This window comes from Alteromonas sp. BZK5, assembly GCF_014349115.1.
Lineage (GTDB): Bacteria > Pseudomonadota > Gammaproteobacteria > Enterobacterales > Alteromonadaceae > Alteromonas > Alteromonas macleodii.
The window spans coordinates 68650-87621 of the sequence record NZ_JACSOE010000004.1 but is presented as its reverse complement, the minus strand read 5'-3'; the positions used below and the strand labels follow the sequence as shown (position 1 = coordinate 87621).

Here is an 18972-nt window from a genome sequence, read left to right as displayed (position 1 = left end):
AAACTCAGTAAGGCCTTGGGTTTGGGGTAATTAAACCGGTACCAATAGCGATAAGAATAATAATAACAATGACGGCAGAAGTGAGCACGCGTCGACCAATGTACTTACTCATAGGCCCTTTTGATGTGTCATTTTTCATCATGATTCGCATCGCCATGAACAAATTCACAATCATGTACAGCACCAACGCAACAAGGACTATTTTTATCAACATATTCACCTCTGTTTTTATTCTAATTTTGCATGGTGCGAAATAATCATGTTTTCTCGCACTCGCCACGTTATTCCTTGGTTACTCACGGGCTTTAGTGTGGCGATTATGTGCGGTTTAGGGTACTGGCAACTTGATCGCATGGTCCAAAAGCAACAACGCTTAGCTAGCATAGCGCAAAAGCAAAGTAATGGAACCTTGAGTTTAGAAGAGGCGTTGTCTCATGATGATCCTCGGGATATTACCGTATCGTTCAGCGGCGCAATAGACGCTAACCATGTGTTGCTATTAGATAATCAGATTCACAATCAGCGGGTGGGTTTCGATGTCATCGTACCGGTAAATACCAATGTCGGGTGGCTCTTGGTTAACTTTGGCTGGGTGCCTGCGCCAGACTTAACGCGCACGCTACCGGATATAAGTTTTACAAGCCAAACGCGCGAATTAATCGGCGTGCTTAGCGTGCCGGGTAACAACCCCTTAGTGAAAGAAACCAACATGGCTTTGTCGCAAAGCCCCGCGCTGGTACAACATATAGAATTCCCTGCACTAAGCAACGCCTTAGAGCGCAAACTTTTACCCTTTATTCTTCACCTTACTACGCCTGACCCTGCGTTTATTCGTGAACATCAGGCCGTCGTAATGTCTCCTGAAAAGCACCTTGGCTATGCAGTTCAATGGTTTGGTTTAGCCATTGCCGCTGCTGCCATTGGCGGCTTTGCAATTAGTAAGAAAGGACGTAGTTATGAGTAATGCTGCTTCGAAAAAAACATTAATTATTATGGTAGCCGTGTTTGTTTTACCTGTTGTTCTGGCAAAGCTCGCACTTGATAACGAATGGTTTACTAAAGGCGCGACAAATAAAGGTCAGCTGCTCGCGCCGACCATCGACATGAGTGCGCTTTTAGAAAACGCGGAACCTAAATGGCGTTTGTTGTATGTGATGCCAAGTAAATGTGACGCAGTGTGCGAGAACGCACTTTTTAGCATTAACCAAGTGTGGCTTGCGCTAGGTAAAGAATCGGACCGTGCCCAAGCAGTGGTCGTTACTACCGCTTCAAGCGACCAAAGTGCGATAGCCGCGCTAGAAGACTACCCTTTTGTCGAAACCTTACCCGTTACTACACCAACGGCGCTTGCCTCTAGCAGTGTTTATATTGTTGATACGCAAAATAACGCCATGCTCTTTTACGACATTAAAGACGATAGAAAAGACGCCGTGATGGAAAGCCGCAACATGCTGGCAGATATGAGAAAGCTTCTTAAATTATCGCGTATAGGATAATGGCCATGAAAAAATTAACCCTATTCAGTATTTTTCTGGCGGCAGTCGTTATTATTCTCGGTGCGTATACGCGTTTGACCGACGCTGGGCTAGGATGTCCCGACTGGCCTGGATGCTACGGTAACCTAACCGTGCCTTTGAGTGAGGAAAAAGTGGCACAAGCTAACGCCGCTTTTCCTGAACGTCCAGTTGAGGCATTTAAGGCGTGGAATGAAATGATTCACCGCTATTTTGCAGGAACGCTGGGGCTGTGTGTACTGGCTATTGCCATTATTGCTATTCGGCAGCGCGACAAAGGCACGCCCGTTAAACTACCTCTGTTACTGCTGGGACTCATTATCTTCCAGGCAGCACTTGGTATGTGGACCGTGACGCTCAATCTCCTTCCCGTTGTAGTTATGGGGCATTTGCTGGGGGGCTTCTCTGTACTCTCTTGCCTGTTTATTCTCTACCTCCGCTTGCGCAACACCGCAGGCGATGCATCGAAAACTAAACAAGCGCCCATAGCGTCAGCTATGCATGATCAGGATATTACCGACTTACCTCAAGCCAAAGTCTTTCAGCGAAACCTTAAACTTTTCGCCTTCATTGGGCTTGGCGTGCTTGTTACCCAGATTGCTCTTGGTGGATGGACTTCTGCCAATTATGCTGCGTTGGCCTGTACGGAAATGCCGGTCTGTGAAAGCGGTTGGCAGGAAAGAATTGATTTGGCAGGTGCATTCAGTGTGCCTGATGCAGACAACTATGAGTTTGGTGCTCACGATTACGGCGAACGAGTTACCATGCACATAGTGCATAGGTTCGGCGCGGTCATCACGTTTTTATACTTGCTAGCACTAGGTATAAGTGTGTTGGTAAGCCGCTACACCACAAGTAAACAAAAATATGTGGGTGCGTTTATGTTGGTAGCATTGTGCACGCAAGTGGCATTAGGACTTAGCAACATTATCTTTATGCTGCCACTGGCTGTCGCTGTAATGCATAACGCGGTCGCAGCCGTGTTACTTCTCTCCCTACTCAACCTCATTTTTACCGTATTTTTGGCACTAGAAAACGATAACGTCTTCGGTACAGAAAAACGAAATACAGGCTCATTCTCAAGTTCGAAACCACTGCAGGGTGCAGGTGCATTTAGCATCCACGAAGCGCCTTTGCACGACCCTTTAAACGCGTCAACGTCTTCTCATATTCTCCCTAAAGCTCCAGGAGGTTTCCATGGCTAAATCGGTCTCTTTACATGCGCGCACTTCACGTCAGCACAATGTAGTCACGTGGCGAGATTACTATGAAATGACTAAGCCTAATGTCGTCATGTTGTTGCTGTTAACCGCGTTAGTAGGCATGTGTTTAGCTACGCCTTCGTGGGTAAACGCAACCGTACTTATCTGTGGCTTATTGGGTATTGGTATGTTGTCTGCGTCTGCTGCCGTTATTAATCACGTTGTCGACCATAAGATAGATAGTGTGATGGCGCGTACTTTTAATCGCCCCGTCGCAAAAGGCAAGGTTAGCGTAAACAACGCGCTGTGGTTCGCAGGCGTTTTAGGTGTGGTTGGATTTGTAGTGTTGGCTCTTTTTGTGAATATGCTAACCGCGTGGTTAACCTTAGCAAGTCTAGTAGGCTACGCGTTTATCTACACGATGTATTTAAAGCGAGCGACACCGCAAAACATCGTGATTGGCGGTTTAGCAGGGGCTGCTCCACCGCTTCTAGGTTGGACCGCGGTTACAGGGGAAATACATGCCCATGCCCTGCTTTTAGTGCTGATTATCTTTACCTGGACGCCACCGCATTTTTGGGCGCTCGCTATTCATAGAGAAAAAGATTACGCCAAAGCGAAGGTGCCCATGCTGCCGGTAACCCACGGTGTGTCATTTACGAAAACGTCAGTGTTGCTGTATACAGTATTGTTGGGGCTTGTATGTTTGCTGCCCTACCTTACAGGCATGAGCGATCTCATTTATTTGATTGGCTCAAGTGTGCTTAACATTGGGTTTTTATACTATGCATTAAAGTTAAAATTCGATGCAGAGCCACAAACTGCAATGAAAACTTTTAGGTTTTCAATTATTCATCTCATGGTATTGTTTGTCGTATTACTCTTAGATCACTACATACCACTGAGTTTATGAATCAACGAACTACCGTCGGCCTTGTTGCATTTTTAGCGCTATGTGCAGGCATCGTAGGGGCGCTGTATATCGCGCCCCCAAATGTTGAAAGTCAGCCTGAATACTTTCAGACTTACCCAGAGCCGAGAGCATTATCACCGTTTTCACTTACATCTCATCAAGGTGAAGTGTTTGATAATTCGTCGCTTGAAGGGCAGTGGAGCTTAGTATTTGTGGGCTATACCTTCTGCCCCGATATTTGTCCAACTACCATGGCTGAATTGAACGGTATATATCCTGAACTAAAAGCATTAAATAGTGTCGAACCTATTCGAATTGTTTTTGTATCCGTTGATCCAAATCGCGATTCAATTGAAAGACTTTCAGAGTATGTGAGCTATTTTAATGAGGAGTTCATTGCCGTAACTGGAGAGCACAAGGCGCTATTCCCGTTTGTACGTAATTTAGGAATGATGTATGCCATTGCTGAAAGTACCGATAACCCCAACTATTTAGTTGATCACAGTGCATCTGTCGTACTTGTCGACCCTGAAGCTAGGGTGATAGGAAGATTCAAACCAAAAAGAGAGCCAGGAAAGCTATCGATAAGTGATTCCCAGCAAATATTGGCTGATATGCCAATAATAATCTCGAAGCAGTAATATGGAAATCAAAATAAGGCAAGGTGTGGCATCTGATGCTGCGCAAACTACGCCGCTTATATTGAATGCGGCGCAGTCTTTGTTAACGTCTATTTTTGGACAAAATAAAAATAAAACAGCTGAGGGCTACCTGTCTCATGCATGGGAGCTCGGTGGCGGGCAATATGGCTTTAAGAATCATTGGGTGGCGTGTAGCGGCGACGAAGTACTCGGTGTTGTGACCTCTTGGCACAGCAAACTTGGTGCAACATTTGATAGGGCGACCCTTGATAGCATCACATCGTACTTTACCCTCGATGAGGCTATGACAGTGCTCATGCGCAATCAGACCGTGGCCATCAATCTTACGCCGCCTACTAATACCGAACTCATGATAGGCCATCTCTCTGTTGAAGAAAGTGCCCGTCGAACGGGCGTGGGAACGATACTGGTAGATGCTATGCAAGCGCGAGCAGAAAAACTGAACAAACGTAAAGTGGTACTAGATGTTGAAGTGTCGAACGTGCCAGCCATTCGTTTCTATCAGCGTCATAGTTTTGTGGAAGAGTCGATAAATAAAGGTTTTATTCGATTTTCTAAACCTGTATAGGTAAACGTTTCCTTATATAAGCGCGAGCCCAATCGATATGCGCTCGCGCTCAAGCATAGATGTGCCTTATCGGCATGCCCTAGTCTGGGTAATTGCCGTCTTCATCTGCCACAAAGAAGGGCGTAGAGTACCAATAATAACGCCCTGATTGCGCATTAGACGGTGCTGTACAATTCACACGTGAACGTCCTATTGGAAGTGTTTCATCAAGGGTAAACGTAAGCACATTTTCTTCTAGGCTAGTCTCGATAGGGTCGCCGCCGAAAAAACAATTTACTTGTGTAAGGCGAACATCGTCACTGTCTATCGTTAAACTAATGGGCGATGACAGGTTTCGCGTTGTCATACGAGGGTCTTTATGTGAACTTTGCGTCACTGGCATGGCAAGACTATTAAGCTTGGTCTTTAGCGTTGCCAAATTGGCGTAAGGACCGGCCGCGGGGAAGCGCGGTAGTGCCTGCATGTCGCTAGATGGGCCCACAGCCCCGGAATGCTGCCCGAATCCTATGTAACCTTCAGCTTTGAGCTTATTAGCGAGCGCCGTGTTGTATTCACCAAACGGGTACGCTAAATATTTAAGGCTAATATCCAGTTTATCTTCAATCTTCTTTTCAGCACTTTCTACGTTCTGCCAAACTTTCTCCAGCCATGCGCGCTCGCCCATTGCTTGCTCACCGTTTAGCATATGAAGGTGGTCTAGCGTGTGGTTGGCAAAAACAACGCCATCGTTATGCATAGCAATAACTTGCTCCCATGTTAGCTGCTTAGGACCTACGCCAATTTCATCAGGGTTGATAAACACGGTATAGGGAAACCCTAGGTCAGCCAGTATTGGGTGAGCATTGTCTAAAATGTTTGCGTAGCCATCGTCAAACGTAATCGCAACCGCATTTTCTGGCAGTGTAGTGTTGTGTTGTATCGCAGAAACAACGTCCTGAAGCGAAACAACAGTGTGGTGTGCGTCCAAATATTCCATGTGCGATTTAAAGGCTTCAGGCGAAATACTGGTACTGGCTGGTGTTGAAGACGACACATGGTGATAAAGCAAAATGGCGGCGTTAGGCGTGGTGCTAAGACTAGAGTCGATGTTACTACCACTTTGTTCCTTTGTAGTGGAAGTCGCATCAGCAACAGGGTTTGCATCTGAGCCTGAAGCAATGCTAGGTGAGACCAACAAAACATTGAAAATTCCCGCAAGCATTGAAGATAAGATCTTCAAACGCGTACGACTCGTCGTTCTATTTTGAATTACATTGTTGGTTTTCATATCATCATCCACTGAGTGCCTAATCAAATTCAATAGCATGGTAAACTCCAAATAATGCGACTTGGCCAATCTTATACATGGTCAAGCTGGTACGCATTTCACTTATGCCGCTGCATAGGTTGATAGTATATAGCGAAATTAACCCCTACTGAGATCATTTATGTCCCCTGCCCAACTAACTCAGCGCTCCTTTTTTGACGACCATTCCCGTCTGTTGGCGTTAGCGCTTCCCATGATCTTAGCGAATATTACTACGCCTCTATTAGGTTTGGTGGATACCGCGGTTTTGGGACACATGTCTTTACCAGCCATGCTTGCAGGGGCTTCGGTGGGCGCACTTATCTTAACGCAAATATACTGGGTGTGCGGGTTTCTTCGCATGTCATCAACAGGCTTGAGTGCACAAGCTAAAGGCTCACCGAACAATACATTAGAGTCAGCAAAAGTGCTGTGGCAAACAGTGGCGGTTGCTCTAGTGTTGGGGGCTGTGGTACTTGCTCTTCAATCTCCTATCTTGTCTATAGGCTTAGCTTTAACTCAGCCAAACAGTGAAGTTGCCCTGCATCTTCAAGACTATTTTTCGACGCGGGTATGGGGCGCACCAGCTGCCATGCTTAATCTGGCATTAGTTGGATGGTTAGTAGGGCAGCAAAAAACGCGCAGCGTCATGGCTATTCAAATTGTGGGAAATTTATTGAATGCGGGACTCGATGTAGTGTTTGTGTTCGGGCTTGGTTTGTCTGTAGCTGGCGTGGCGCTGGCCAGTGTTATTGCTGAGTATACCATGGCTATAATGGCGCTAGCGGTGGCGTTTAAGCGCGTTGGCGGTGTCGCGGTGAGTGCATCGTGGTTTAACCGTGCAGCTCGGAAGGTTCTGATGAAGCTTAACGGTGACATGCTATTGCGTAACTTAGCATTACAGGGCTGCTTAGCGTTTCTCACCATTCAAGGTGCCCGTTACGGCGAAACGTCGGCGGCTGTCAATGCCATACTCATGCAGTTCTTTGTTCTTATTGCATTGGGACTTGATGGCATAGCCTATGGTGTGGAAGCGCTGGTGGGTGAAGCCAAAGGGGCGTCTGACAGCAGTGAAGTGAAACGACGCACCTACCAAGGGTTAGTCTGGTCGAGTATTTTTGCCCTTATTTATAGCTTGATATTTTTCGCTGGCGGTGAGGCCATTATCGCGCTGCTTACCGAACATAGTGACATTGTAAAAGCTGCGTTACCTTATCTTGGTTTAATGGTATTACTTCCTCTATTAGCGCATTGGTGTTTTTTGTACGATGGCGTATTTGTTGGTCTTACCCGGGCTAGCGCAATGAGAAATACCATGATAATAAGTGCGTTAGGGGTGTATTTCCCCGTTTGGTATCTCACGCAAGATCAGGGTAACGTCAGCCTTTGGTATGCTCTCCTTGCCTTTTTACTCGCTCGCGGTGTGACATTGGCCTGGAGCTTTTATCGTTTAGATAAACGCGGTGAGCTAGCGACACCGCAAAGCTAGTGTTTTATAACGCTTCGCTGACCTTACTTAGGGACGGCGTGCTGAGCACGCTGACTCTCTCAGTTTTTCTAGGGCATCATCCAGTATTATTTTTTTTGCTACTGTGTTTTTTGCGCGGTTCTTTTTTGCACAATGACAATAGTGTGTAGTTCAGGGTGCTGATCGAATTCAACGTGACGAATAAACCCGCCTGCTTCTATCAATATTTCTATGTATCTATGTAGCCCCAGCGAGGCGTAGTAGACTTCTGGGCCCATCACTTCGTTTGTGTGTTGGCCGCTTTCATCTGTACCTCCACAGCTAAAAAGCAACACTCCGTCATCGTCTAAGTGATCCACTAGCTTCTTAAGCAAAGGCTCTTGCTGCGTTAGGGGAATATGCCAAAAGCTATCCCAAGCGCTAATAAACGAATAGTGCTTGGGGATAGTGAATGTACACACGTCGGCGCAATAGAAGGTATGAGCGGGTAATTGGGACGTCGCAATGGCCAGCATATCCTTGGAAACATCAATGCCTTCGTAAGCTAGCCCTGCGCTTTCGATAATCGGAACAAAACGATTGGTGCATCCGCAACCTATGTCTAGTGCGTAACCTCTTTTCTTTGGTTTGTCTTTATTGCTCGCTTCTCCCTTATCAAGCGCTTCGCTAGGCACCGTATCAGGCTCTTGTGATGGGGGGGCCGCTAAAAATGACAATGCTTTTTGGTAGGCGGTTAACCCATTTTTCTGATTAAATTCAGGACGAGTCCAAAGGTGTGTAATGGTGTCGTAGGCCTTGCCAGTTTCTTCAGGTGTCATATTCCCTCTGTTAGCTGCGCTTTTACTGGTTCAAGGTTAATTCATCTAGCAACAATGTATAGTGCAAAGAAGAGAAAAGGCGAAACCCGTTTAGGATACTGAGTGGTCAGACAGTAACGCCTATGCTGTATCGCTTGGTTAGGGCTTATATGTAGACTTAACTAGGCATTACCCAAAGCGCTATTATTAAAAGGGCTTTGGGCCAAATAGACAGCTAAAAGCGAATAGCCTGCAAAAAGAGCGTGATCATTTAAGCAGGCAGCACTTTCAGCTATTTTCTTACGATGTGCGTGGCACAGAGCTTGTTGCCCGCTGGGTCTCGCAGATAAGCAAGATACAGTTGGCGTTCACCAGTACCGCGAATACCCGGTGGGTCCTCGCACGGCACGCCCCCATTCTCGCTTCCTACTTTATGCCATTCATCAACGATGTCTGGTGTTCGAGCGGCAAGGCCGAGTGTGGTGCCATTACCGTGTGTGGCAGCCTCTCCGTTAATCGGCTTTGTTAGCGCTAAAATACCTTTCGGCGTATAGTAAAAAACCCGTCCGTATTCATCAAAAACGCCTGGTTCGTATCCTAATACTCCTAAAATAGCATCGTAGAATTTTTTTGATGCTTCAAGGTCGTTCGCACCAATCATTACGTGGCTAAACATAGCTGTGTCCTCTGAAAATAGTAGGGCCAATTCCCTTTTATCAATGTCAGGTTATGTGTGTTTCGCTACTTACCCTTTGCTAACGCTTTAGGGAGCTAATGCAAAATCTACCGCAGCTGAAGCATGGATAGCGGTAGTATCGTATAACTTAACTTTGGTGTGATGTTGTTGAACTAATAAGGCAATTTCTGTGCAGCCTAAAATGATGCCTTCAGCACCCTCGGCCGCCAGTTCATTTATAATGTCAATATACGCGTTACGGGATTCAACACAAATCACGCCCTTGCATAATTGTTCATAAATAATGTTATGAACCGTGTCTCGTTGTTGGGCATTTGGAGTAACAACCTCAATGCCAAAAATCTCTTTAAGGCGGGATGTATAAAAGGTTTGTTCCATGGTGAAGCGGGTGCCCAATAGCCCAACTTTCTTAACCTTATCTTGTTGCAACACGCACCCCGTAGCGTCGGCAATGTGAATAAGTGGGATGGTGATCTTCTGCTCTATGTCAGCTGCTACTTTGTGCATGGTATTGGTACAAATTAATATGGCTTTTGCACCCGCAGTTTCTAAGTGCTTCGCCTCGCGGATCAGTATATCGGCGGTATTATCCCATTCTCCTTTATGCTGAAGCTGCTCTATGTGGGCAAAGTCAACGCTGCTTATTATCAGCGGTGCGCTGTGAAGGCCGCCAAGTTGAGCGTTTACACCACGGTTTATGGCTTGATAGTAACTGACCGTTGATTCCCAACTCATTCCGCCAAGCAGGCCCAGCTTCTTTGTTGTATTCACCACAGCTCCCTTTTATTTTGTTCGGCACTTAGCGCAACCTCTAATCTACCTATAACCCGAGACGAGCGCTAGGCGAATATAAATAAACGGGAGACAGCTTCGCAATGTAGAGTATGGCGTATGGGTAAAACTGAATGCAATCAGACTGGCTTACATTAAGAATAGGGCAAGAAGGTATGGCGTAGAGCAGGAAGTAATCAGAATTTAGGCGGTGGCTTTTTGTTTTTTATAAACGAAAAACGCTGAATAAAAATTCCCCAGTAACCCAACATGGCGATAGCGAAACCGACAAATAATATAAGAAGGCTCAGGTAATGCAGCGTGATATGAAGTTCACTTAAGGTAAACAACAGCAAGACGCCGACAACGAAAATAGATAGACCTATTTTGAATCGTTGCCAGCTTTTGTGAATGTCTTGCTTTAGCATGAGATAGTTATCGAGATATACACTTAAGCAAGTGCAATATTACGCTTAGTAGTAAGAGTGCTCACCCGCTTGGTGCTCAGTCGCATCGCGCACGCCCTTAAGCTCGCCAGCGAATTGCTCAACCATTTGCTTCTCAATACCTTCTTTAAGCGTTACGTCTACCATTGAGCAACCATTGCAGCCGCCGCCGAACTGAAGTATGGCATAGCCATCGTCAGTCAGTTCTGTCAATACAACATTGCCACCATGGCTCGCTAACTGAGGATTGATTTCCGACTCAATCATATAGTTAATTCGCTCAATTAATGGTGCGTCGTCAGACACTTTACGCGCTTTTGCATTAGGTGCTTTTAAGGTTAACTGTGAGCCCATTTGATCGGTAACGTAATCAATTTCCGCTTCCTCTAAATAAGGCGCGCTTTCTTCATCTACGACCGCATCGAAACCATTAAATGGCAAACGGGTATCCGTTTCTTCAACCGCGTCTGGTGGGCAATAGGACACGCCACACTCAGCCGACGAAGTGCCTGGATTTACGACGAATACACGAATATTCGTGCCAGACTCTTGTTTACTCAACAGTTTTACGAAGTGAGCCTGGGCTTCTTCTGATATAGTTATCATCAGCAAGTCCTACATATTTTGAAATTTGGATTATTGTATCAAATTTACCTGAGTAAAACAGTCAGGTATTAATTAAATAAATTATTCCAGTGAATCGAATTTGTTGAGAGGCGTGCACGTCGACACTATTCTCAACCATAACAACAAGACGGGAAGCGCTATGTTCGCGAAATTGCATTACACCGCCAAAAAGAATCCATTCTCACTCGTTTCATTATTAGCCCTTGGCACCATCGCCTTTGGGGCAACAGCCAGTCAGAAATCATTAGCACAACCCGCCTCTGCTTCAACTGTTACTATTGCACCTGATGTAGGCGGGCAGCCGGTGACAGCATACTTACCTGACACGGTATCCTACAACCCAGCTATTCCCACGCCTGAATCGATACTAGGCGCCAACATTGGCGAGTGGCATGTGCGTCACGACCAAGTCGTCAATTATATGAAACTACTTGCCGAGAAGTCTGACCGTATCACCATTGAAGAAACCGGCCGTACTCACGAAAACCGCCCACTTCTGTTACTGACAATCACAGCGCCCTCAAATAGAAACAATATTGAGGCGATGAGGCAGCAACACATTGATGCAATGGAAAGCGGGAAGAAAGTAGGTAGCGATGCTCCCCTTATTTTCTACATGGGCTACAGTATTCACGGTAACGAGCCTTCCGGAACCAATGCTTCACTTGCGTTGGCTTATTATTTGGCCGCGGCTGAAGGTAAAGAAATTGATGCCTTGTTGAATAACAATATTGTGCTGTTTGATCCGTCTTTCAACCCCGACGGGCTTTCTCGATTTGCTCAGTGGGCAAATATGCACAAGGGCAAGCAGCTGGTTTCTGACAGTCGACATCGTGAACACGATGAGGGGTGGCCGTCAGGTAGAACAAATCATTACTGGTTTGATTTAAACCGCGACTGGCTATTGCTGGCGCACCCAGAGTCGCAGGCGCGAATTAAACAGTTTCATAAATGGCGCCCACATATCCTCACCGATTTTCATGAGATGGGGACAGACAGCACCTATTTTTTCCAGCCTGGTGTGCGCTCGCGTAAAAATCCACTGACGCCTGATGAGAACGTAACGCTAACTGAAGCGCTTGCCCAGTATCATGCTGCCGCGTTTGATGAGCAAGGGGAGCTCTATTTTACCCAAGAAGCGTTTGACGATTTCTACGCAGGCAAAGGCTCGACCTATCCTGATTTACACGGCAGTGTGGGTATTCTTTTTGAGCAAGCAAGCTCACGGGGCCACATTCAGGACTCTATTAATGGCAAGCTTGCCTTCAAAGACACCATAGCAAATCAAATTACTACGTCTTTAAGCACTTTTAGAGGCGCATTGGCAAATAAGGCTGCTATTCTCGATTATCAATCGGGTTTTGTTAAGAGCACACAGTCACTGGCTGAAAAGGATGAGCAGGTAGGTTTTGTTGTTAGTGCATCGAATGACACAGCTCGCTTTAACGCATTTGTTGCATTGCTTGAACAGCATCATATTAATTACGAGGTGTTAACGAAAGATGTTGAGGTAAGCAAAGTTCGCTATGGTGCAGGTCGCGCGATTTATATTCCTTCAAACCAGCCTCAATACCGTTTAGTAAAGTCAATTTTCTCTACCCAAACCTCGTTTGAGAACAACACGTTTTACGATGTATCAACGTGGAATTTGGCTTTGGCTTTCAATTTGGATTACGCGCCTCTAGATAGGGGCGATGCGCGAAGCCTAAAACTTAGCGACAACACCGCACTTGTGCAACCGGCACTTAACGATATTCACCCAGACGCATACGCGTATGCGTTTTCATGGCAGCAGTACTATGCGCCAGCCATGCTGCAAACGTTATTGGAAGCTGGCGTTAAGGTGCGTAGTAGTGAAGAAGCGTTTTCCGCTATTAAATACGATGGCAACAGCATTGAGCTTCAGCCTGGCAGCATAGTTGTACCAAAAGGACTGGGTCAGCCAGAAGACTTGGCGGCCATTTTGCGCGATGCGCAACAGCAACTTCAGGTGCCTGTGTTTAGTTTGCGCAGTGGGTTAACACCCACAGGGCACGATTTGGGTAGCCGGAGCATGGCACCTGTTACCTTGCCACAGGTGTTAATAGTGGGCGGCGAAGGCACCAGTGAATACGAAGCAGGTGAAATATGGCACTATTTCGACACAAAAGTGGGGCTGGCTGCCAGTATTGTTGAGCAACAACATCTGACAAGCGCGCTTAATGATCCGAGCGTTACTTATACGCACCTTCTATTCCCTAGCGGTGGATATCGCTTTACCGAAAGTGAAAGAACTCAAATTGAACAGTGGGTGAAAGCCGGTGGCGTGATCGTGGGGCAGAAATCCGCGTTGCGTTATTTCGCTCAACATAAATGGTTAGACGTAGAAATTGTTAGTCGAGAGAGTATTGATAACGCGTTCGATGAAAGCGAACTCAGCTATAAAGATGGCGCATCGTTGTACGCCAGAAAGTTGGTGGCTGGCGCTGTGTTTGAAGCCAATATCGACAATACTCATCCATTGTTCTACGGCTATGATGACGACACACTGCCCATGTTTAAAACCAATAATATGATAGTGGAAGCCAGTAGCTCACCCTTTATAACACCTGCACGCTACACTGATGAGCCTCTCATGGCTGGATTTAGTGACAAACGAATGGTTGCGCTAATGGCTGAATCAACTGCTGTGACGACTCAAAAAATGGGTCGCGGCGTTGTCATTGGCTTTACCGACAATACGCAGTTTAGAGGGTACTGGTATGGCACGAACAAGATGCTGGCCAATGCAATCTACCAATCGCACTTTATCCGCTAAATCAGTTTGAAAGGCGCGGCGAATGCCGCGCTTTTCAGTATCACCGCTCTTGATCACTAGGCTTTCTGATACAGACTGCTTTTAGGCGGTGGCGTAAATGCCGCTACCCACACCTGAATGTGTAAATTTGGGTAGCGTTTTTTGAGCCTTTTACTCAATGTATTCACGGTCACGCCGGTGGTGAGTACGTCATCGACGATTGCAACGCTGAAGTTGCTGCCATCTTTAATGCCTTGCGCTATCGCTATCTCATCATCGATACACTGCGTCGATAGGCTAAATACACGGCTTGCGTTTTCGGCTCTCGCCATTTTGGATAAGTGATGCTGCACGCTAAAGCCCCGTCGTTTGGCCCACGACTGGTTAACTGGAATATTCAGCTCACTGCTTATGCTTTCACACAGAAGCGTAGCCTGATTGTAGTGCCGTGTAGCAAGTCGCCATGCACTAATTGGCACCGGAAGCAGCACATTGGGCACTGATAAAGTGCACTGTCGCATTTTATGGACAAACCAGTTACTTAATACTTTTCCTGCCGTAAGGGAATGCGTAAACTTTAACTGGTGAACCAGCGATGACATTGGCCACGTATGAAGTCCCAAAACGCGTAACGCGTCATAGTGGCTATGCTTGACGTGGCCTGCCACAGGGCCATATTGAAGTAAGTTACTTCCGTGCAACGTGGCATCGAAAAAAAATATGTCATCTTCACACCAGTGACATACTGGCGTAGGACTTGCCTGATAACATAGCAAGCATGAAAGGTTCATAGTGTTGATTCCATCAACTTCCTTGAATTGTCGAACGTCGACCTGTTTTCATTATTTCGTGTTGCCTCAAAAACACGTGACTGCCTAAGGAGGTGTAAATGGAAAGTTTGCATACAAACGGCGAGCTTGTCACCCGTACTCAGGGTACAGGCGTAGATGTGGTATTTCTTCATGGTTGGGGTATGAACAGCGGAGCGTTCACATCCTTTATCCCTTATTTAAGCGATAATTTTCGCGTCACCACCATAGATCTTCCTGGGTTTGGAGAAAATGCGGAGTTCGTTCCGTCACCGTATAACGTGGAAACATTGGCTCAATCCATTGTGAACCAACTGCCAGACCAGTGTGTGTTGGTTGGGTGGTCATTAGGAGGCCTAGTTGCGCAAAAGTTAGCGCTGTTAGCACCAGAAAAACTTACCGGACTGGTAACGATTGCTTCAACACCTCGATTTATAGCAGGGCCTTGTTGGCCGGGGATTGCTGCCGATTTACTTTCAATGTTCGAGACTCAGCTTGAAAAGAACTATCAGAAAACACTGGAACGTTTTTTGGCAATTCAAGCGATGGGCAGCGAAACGGCAAAGCAGGATATTAAGGCGATCAGAGAACAGGTAACCCAATTCCCAGATCCGGCCGAGGAAGCGCTTAAGAAAGGTTTACGCATTTTGTCTACTGAAGATATGCGTCAAGACGTGGGGCGAATAACTACACCCACATTAAGATTGTATGGCAGGTTAGATAGTCTAGTGCCGACCAGCGGAATAGATCGTATATGTGAGCTACATCCGCAGGCTGATACCGTTGTTCTGCCTCATGCGTCGCATGCGCCGTTTATTTCACATCCTCAGCAAACTGCTGACATTTTATTTCGCTTTGCCGCTGGCGTTTACCAGCAAAAGGCGTCTTAATAGAGCGATGACATGAAGCTTCAAACCGCGGCTTGCCGATAGTTTGAAGCTTTTCTTATCTTTGACAGCTTAATAAAAATCGCCTGCTTACAATAAGTTAATGACAGGGTGTGATACATGTCTTTCCATTTGTGCGAAATTGGTTAATAATTGCACATGAGAGGTTAGGGGTAGTGTATGACAAGTATTGATGGTTTAAGTGCAGGCTCTGCATTTGCAGCGGCTCAATATGGTTTACAAAATGCCAGCGATGGAATTTCGCAGGCAGCATCAAATATTGCTCAGCGAACTGCTGAGGATGCGGTAGCTCCCGCTCAACCTATTGCGACCAATACCGACACTATAAACACGTCATCGAATTCAACGCCTACCTCCACGCGTCTTACTGACGACTTAATCGCGCTCAATGTAAACGAACGTAATGCCCAAGCCTCTGCCAAAGTACTAGGTGTTGCCGATGAGATGCTTGGTACCATTATAGACGTGCTTGCGTAGGTGGAGCAGTTACGGTGAATATCGTTACACCAATCCTTAACGCCATTGCTTATCCCACGGCGAACATAAATACAGAGTCTGCACGTAGAGATAACGTGCAGCGTGAAACTATTCCCCAAGCGTCAGATTCCCAGCAAGGGGCTTCTCAAAAAGGCTTGGGGTCAGAAGCCGATAAAGCGAAGAGTCCCGGCCAGCCGCCAGCGCCGGTTACTTACGAGCGCCCTCAGGTACAAACAGAACTTCAAGCTGCCTTTCAAAACGTATTTGGGCAACAGAAAGATAATGCGCAAGATGAGAGTGCAGGCAAGCAGGGCGCGCAAGACAGGCAACAAGAACAGCAAGAGAAACAAGACGCTGCTGAAATTGAGCAGTTAAAAGCCCGCGATCAGGAAGTGAGGGTTCACGAGCAAGCGCATGCTTCAACAGGCGGTCAGTACGCCGGTGCTCCGCAGTATGAATACACTACAGGCCCTGACAATAAACGCTATGTGACCGATGGCGAAGTGTCGATTGATGTTTCAGAAGAAAAAACGCCAGAGGAAACGCTGAAAAAAATGGAGCAAGTGCGCGCAGCCGCCCTCGCACCAGCTGAACCTTCATCACAAGATTTAAAAGTGGCTGCAGAGGCTTCTCAAAAAGCCACAGAGGCCCGTAGCGAGATTGCCAAAGGCCAAACAGAAACGGCTTCAACAGGTTCTACCTCAGCACAAAGCAATGGCATTGTTGCAGACACTGGGGCAGCCGTGCAGCCCGATACAAATATAGGCACCGCAACCGATTCTATTGCGGATATGGTGTTAGATAATCAATCTTCATCAGCAGACACACAAGGCTTTCAGGCATATGAGTCTAATGTGATGCAAACACGAATTGGCCGCATTCAAAATGCTTATTTGCAAGCTTACACCCCCTCTAGAGAAGGTTTATCGCTTCAAGCATGATAACCTGCAATTAACGCTAACTGCTTAACATTGCACGAACGATTTAGCCCGTCATAGCTAAGGGCTAAATCGCGAAAAAAGCACTTTCACTTCCCTTGCATTGCCTTCAAACCAGCAGGGATTAATAATCCAGTATTGCCTTTGTAAACGGATATTTAGGTGAGCCGCCAGTGATGTCTGAAAGCACCGAGTTCATGGTATCTACGTCGCTATCGAAGCCACCGTGGGACGTGGCGGCGGTGGCATCACCTTCTTTCCCCTCACTGTACTTAAACGTCACGTTAGGCAGAGGCTGATTAAACACAGCCATACCTAACAAGGGCATCTCTGGTTTGGATTCAAACGCATTTGATACTAAATAGAGCAACGACTTCTGGTAAATGCGCGCCACGTGGTCATCTTTTTCTAACGCTTCAGATAAGTTGTAAACCATGGTCGATTCAATGTGTTTACCTTCTATAAGCGCAGAGAGCTTTTCGTTGAACAAGGGGGAGCTAATGGCTGGAGCCAGTAAATGCAGACTCTTAATCGTTATGTTTTCATCAACTTTACACAGCCTAGATAGGCTGTGAGCATGAAAAATAGAGCCTGCCGAATGACCGACGACATGCAGCTTAATATCTGAATTGTCTTTCAAGTAGGCGGCCAATTGCGTTAGGAAATACGTACCATCTGATGTGGTACGGGTAAAGGGCGTGCAAGCATCTGATTTCATTTCTCGCCACAGTGCGCCGCCTACTTTATGTGTTGCCCATTCTAGTATGCGGTCGGTGTAGTCGGTGAAGGCCCCAACTTTGTTGCTAATCTCTTTATTCTTAAAGCCCAGAATATCCTTGAGTTCTTCTAGCATACCCGTGTCGTACATGAAGTGAATGGGGTAAATATCGTTTTTAAGAAAGGTGTCTTTCATGGCAGCAATGCGTTTAGCCGAAGCTTTTATGCTATTTAAGCCGCCGTGAGCATACAGCATTACGTGGCGATGGTTACTGTCAGAAAGTTTTTCAATAATGGCATCGACGTGGTTTTTATTGCTCCAATATTTACTTCTGGTATCAAAGTGTCCGTCGTCGAAATGAACGAAGTGATCTTGAATGCTCACCCGTGGTGTGGAGCGAGAAAACAAACCCTGTGCAATAGAGCGCGTAGCTTGGTGGTAAGTGCCTGTGCCTGAAATAGGAAGTGCGAGTTGAACGACCCAAGCATCCATAACATTTAACGCCCAGTCATCGTAACGCCAAAGTGCCAGCCCTGACTTTTTCCAATCCGTCCCCCAGGAGTTTTGGATCCAGAAGCCTTCATCGTTATAGCCAACAATGGCAAACGCGTGGCCACCCATGGGTTCAGGCCTTAAGCTTATTACATCACCTTCGCTATCTTTCCAGCCTTCATGAATTCTGGCAGAAACAAAGATTACGCCCACTTCGTTAAGCGCCGCATGAAAATCGCTAATTTCTCGTTCAATACGGTAGTACGCACCTAGCCTGTGATTGCTTGCATTGTTAGCAATAGCTAGGGTCATTTCAAATTCGTTGCTGTGCTTAATATCTTCAGTTAGTGACTCGTTACATACGCCACTGTTGTACCACCCCTTAATTGCACCGCGGCAGCTAGAGCCTTCATACGCTTCACCTAACCACTCATCATGACGTTTGGCCATGGCATAAAGCATCCACGGGCTAACAGTATGTTTTCGGCCTTGCTGACGGTAAATGAAATTAATGGTAGCGGCCAATGCAAAGCCGGTACACGCTCCATCTTTTCCTTGGTCTAAAATAACCAAATTGCCTGGCGGGTCGATAAAAGGCTTAAGTGGAGTAAGATTTGGCTGGTAATAACGATCCCGAAGGTCGGGGTAATCGGCGCTGACATTCAGCATGTTTTTTGAGACAGGCGAGTTCATAAAATCATCCTTTGATGAGGGCAGATAATCTTTGCTGTACCGTTGGATGATTACGCTCGTACACCAAAGGTTAGTGGCCCTTAGCTCATTATGGTTGTCCGAAAGTGCTGCCTAGAAAAAGGCTGTGGTCAAATGAGCAACATTACCTTCGTTAAACGTTAAGGCTCTAAAAGCATGTCAACGGCCTTGCTAAACGCTACCAATATACGAA

At 46.4% G+C, this 18972-nt stretch carries 19 protein-coding genes; 11 read left to right on the top strand and 8 right to left on the bottom strand.

All coding sequences use genetic code 11. The features are described 5' to 3' along the window. Positions 1–4 precede the first annotated feature (4 nt). Entirely contained in the window at positions 5–214 is a 210-nt protein-coding gene (locus BIZ39_RS02420; protein WP_039221374.1) for a DUF2909 domain-containing protein, read from the bottom strand. 45 nt (positions 215–259) lie between these two features. Between BIZ39_RS02420 and BIZ39_RS02415 the strand changes: the two genes are divergently transcribed. The 6 genes from BIZ39_RS02415 to BIZ39_RS02390 are packed head-to-tail and all read left to right on the top strand — an operon-like array spanning position 260 to position 4859. Beyond that, positions 260–964, top strand: a complete 705-nt coding sequence (locus BIZ39_RS02415; RefSeq protein WP_061096216.1) for an SURF1 family protein — start codon at positions 260–262, stop codon at positions 962–964. After that, on the top strand, positions 957–1496 hold the full coding sequence (locus BIZ39_RS02410; protein ID WP_187446252.1) for a hypothetical protein: 540 nt from the start codon (positions 957–959) through the stop codon (positions 1494–1496). Before BIZ39_RS02415 ends, BIZ39_RS02410 begins: the two co-directional genes overlap by 8 nt. Positions 1497–1501: 5 nt before the next feature. Continuing rightward, positions 1502–2719 carry a COX15/CtaA family protein gene (locus BIZ39_RS02405; RefSeq protein WP_187446251.1) on the top strand — a complete coding sequence of 406 codons (1218 nt, stop codon included), beginning with the start codon at positions 1502–1504 and terminating at the stop codon, positions 2717–2719. Then, positions 2712–3629, top strand: a complete 918-nt coding sequence (gene cyoE, locus BIZ39_RS02400) for a heme o synthase (RefSeq protein ID WP_014980735.1) — start codon at positions 2712–2714, stop codon at positions 3627–3629. Before BIZ39_RS02405 ends, cyoE begins: the two co-directional genes overlap by 8 nt. After that, complete coding sequence (locus tag BIZ39_RS02395; RefSeq protein WP_049588448.1) at positions 3626–4270, top strand: SCO family protein; 645 nt, start codon at positions 3626–3628, stop codon at positions 4268–4270. The genes cyoE and BIZ39_RS02395 overlap by 4 nt, the downstream gene beginning before the upstream one ends. Before the next feature lies 1 nt (position 4271). After that, positions 4272–4859, top strand: coding sequence for a GNAT family N-acetyltransferase (locus tag BIZ39_RS02390; protein ID WP_014951376.1), 588 nt, complete (start codon positions 4272–4274; stop codon positions 4857–4859). A gap of 79 nt (positions 4860–4938) precedes the next feature. On the opposite strand, the gene BIZ39_RS02385 is transcribed toward BIZ39_RS02390, so the two are convergent. Further along, positions 4939–6165 carry a polysaccharide deacetylase family protein gene (locus tag BIZ39_RS02385; RefSeq protein ID WP_187446250.1) on the bottom strand — a complete coding sequence of 409 codons (1227 nt, stop codon included), beginning with the start codon at positions 6163–6165 and terminating at the stop codon, positions 4939–4941. A gap of 121 nt (positions 6166–6286) precedes the next feature. Between BIZ39_RS02385 and BIZ39_RS02380 the strand changes: the two genes are divergently transcribed. Then, on the top strand, positions 6287–7633 hold the full coding sequence (locus tag BIZ39_RS02380) for an MATE family efflux transporter (RefSeq protein WP_061096212.1): 1347 nt from the start codon (positions 6287–6289) through the stop codon (positions 7631–7633). 98 nt (positions 7634–7731) lie between these two features. Here BIZ39_RS02380 and BIZ39_RS02375 read toward each other — a convergent pair whose 3' ends face one another. The 4 genes from BIZ39_RS02375 to nfuA all read right to left on the bottom strand — a co-directional run bounded on the left by BIZ39_RS02375 (position 7732) and on the right by nfuA (position 10929). Further along, on the bottom strand, positions 7732–8430 hold the full coding sequence (locus BIZ39_RS02375) for a class I SAM-dependent DNA methyltransferase (protein WP_187446249.1): 699 nt from the start codon (positions 8428–8430) through the stop codon (positions 7732–7734). Between the two features lie 271 nt (positions 8431–8701). After that, on the bottom strand, positions 8702–9085 hold the full coding sequence (locus BIZ39_RS02370; protein ID WP_014980729.1) for a VOC family protein: 384 nt from the start codon (positions 9083–9085) through the stop codon (positions 8702–8704). An 87-nt stretch (positions 9086–9172) separates the two neighbouring features. Further along, positions 9173–9877 carry an aspartate/glutamate racemase family protein gene (locus BIZ39_RS02365; protein ID WP_187446248.1) on the bottom strand — a complete coding sequence of 235 codons (705 nt, stop codon included), beginning with the start codon at positions 9875–9877 and terminating at the stop codon, positions 9173–9175. Between the two features lie 473 nt (positions 9878–10350). Further along, positions 10351–10929: a Fe-S biogenesis protein NfuA gene (nfuA, locus tag BIZ39_RS02360; RefSeq protein WP_014951369.1), complete on the bottom strand. Its 579-nt coding sequence runs from the start codon at positions 10927–10929 to the stop codon at positions 10351–10353. A 160-nt stretch (positions 10930–11089) separates the two neighbouring features. On the opposite strand from nfuA, the gene BIZ39_RS02355 reads away from it, so the two are divergent. Continuing rightward, on the top strand, positions 11090–13747 hold the full coding sequence (locus tag BIZ39_RS02355) for a M14 family zinc carboxypeptidase (protein WP_187446247.1): 2658 nt from the start codon (positions 11090–11092) through the stop codon (positions 13745–13747). A 56-nt stretch (positions 13748–13803) separates the two neighbouring features. Here the strand turns inward: BIZ39_RS02355 and BIZ39_RS02350 are convergent, their stop codons facing one another. Then, positions 13804–14517: a ComF family protein gene (locus tag BIZ39_RS02350; protein WP_014980725.1), complete on the bottom strand. Its 714-nt coding sequence runs from the start codon at positions 14515–14517 to the stop codon at positions 13804–13806. A gap of 98 nt (positions 14518–14615) precedes the next feature. Between BIZ39_RS02350 and bioH the strand changes: the two genes are divergently transcribed. The 3 genes from bioH to BIZ39_RS02335 all read left to right on the top strand — a co-directional run bounded on the left by bioH (position 14616) and on the right by BIZ39_RS02335 (position 16861). Beyond that, positions 14616–15425 (top strand): pimeloyl-ACP methyl ester esterase BioH, encoded by an 810-nt coding sequence (bioH, locus tag BIZ39_RS02345; protein ID WP_014980724.1) that lies wholly within the window; start codon positions 14616–14618, stop codon positions 15423–15425. A gap of 177 nt (positions 15426–15602) precedes the next feature. Then, positions 15603–15920 (top strand): hypothetical protein, encoded by a 318-nt coding sequence (locus tag BIZ39_RS02340; RefSeq protein WP_014980723.1) that lies wholly within the window; start codon positions 15603–15605, stop codon positions 15918–15920. Positions 15921–15934: 14 nt separating this feature from the next. Next, positions 15935–16861 carry a putative metalloprotease CJM1_0395 family protein gene (locus tag BIZ39_RS02335; RefSeq protein ID WP_187446246.1) on the top strand — a complete coding sequence of 309 codons (927 nt, stop codon included), beginning with the start codon at positions 15935–15937 and terminating at the stop codon, positions 16859–16861. Positions 16862–16982: 121 nt separating this feature from the next. Here BIZ39_RS02335 and BIZ39_RS02330 read toward each other — a convergent pair whose 3' ends face one another. Then, the gene (locus BIZ39_RS02330; protein ID WP_187446245.1) at positions 16983–18761 is read right to left on the bottom strand and encodes a C1 family peptidase; all 1779 of its coding nucleotides are present in this window, start codon (positions 18759–18761) and stop codon (positions 16983–16985) included. Positions 18762–18972 lie beyond the last annotated feature (211 nt).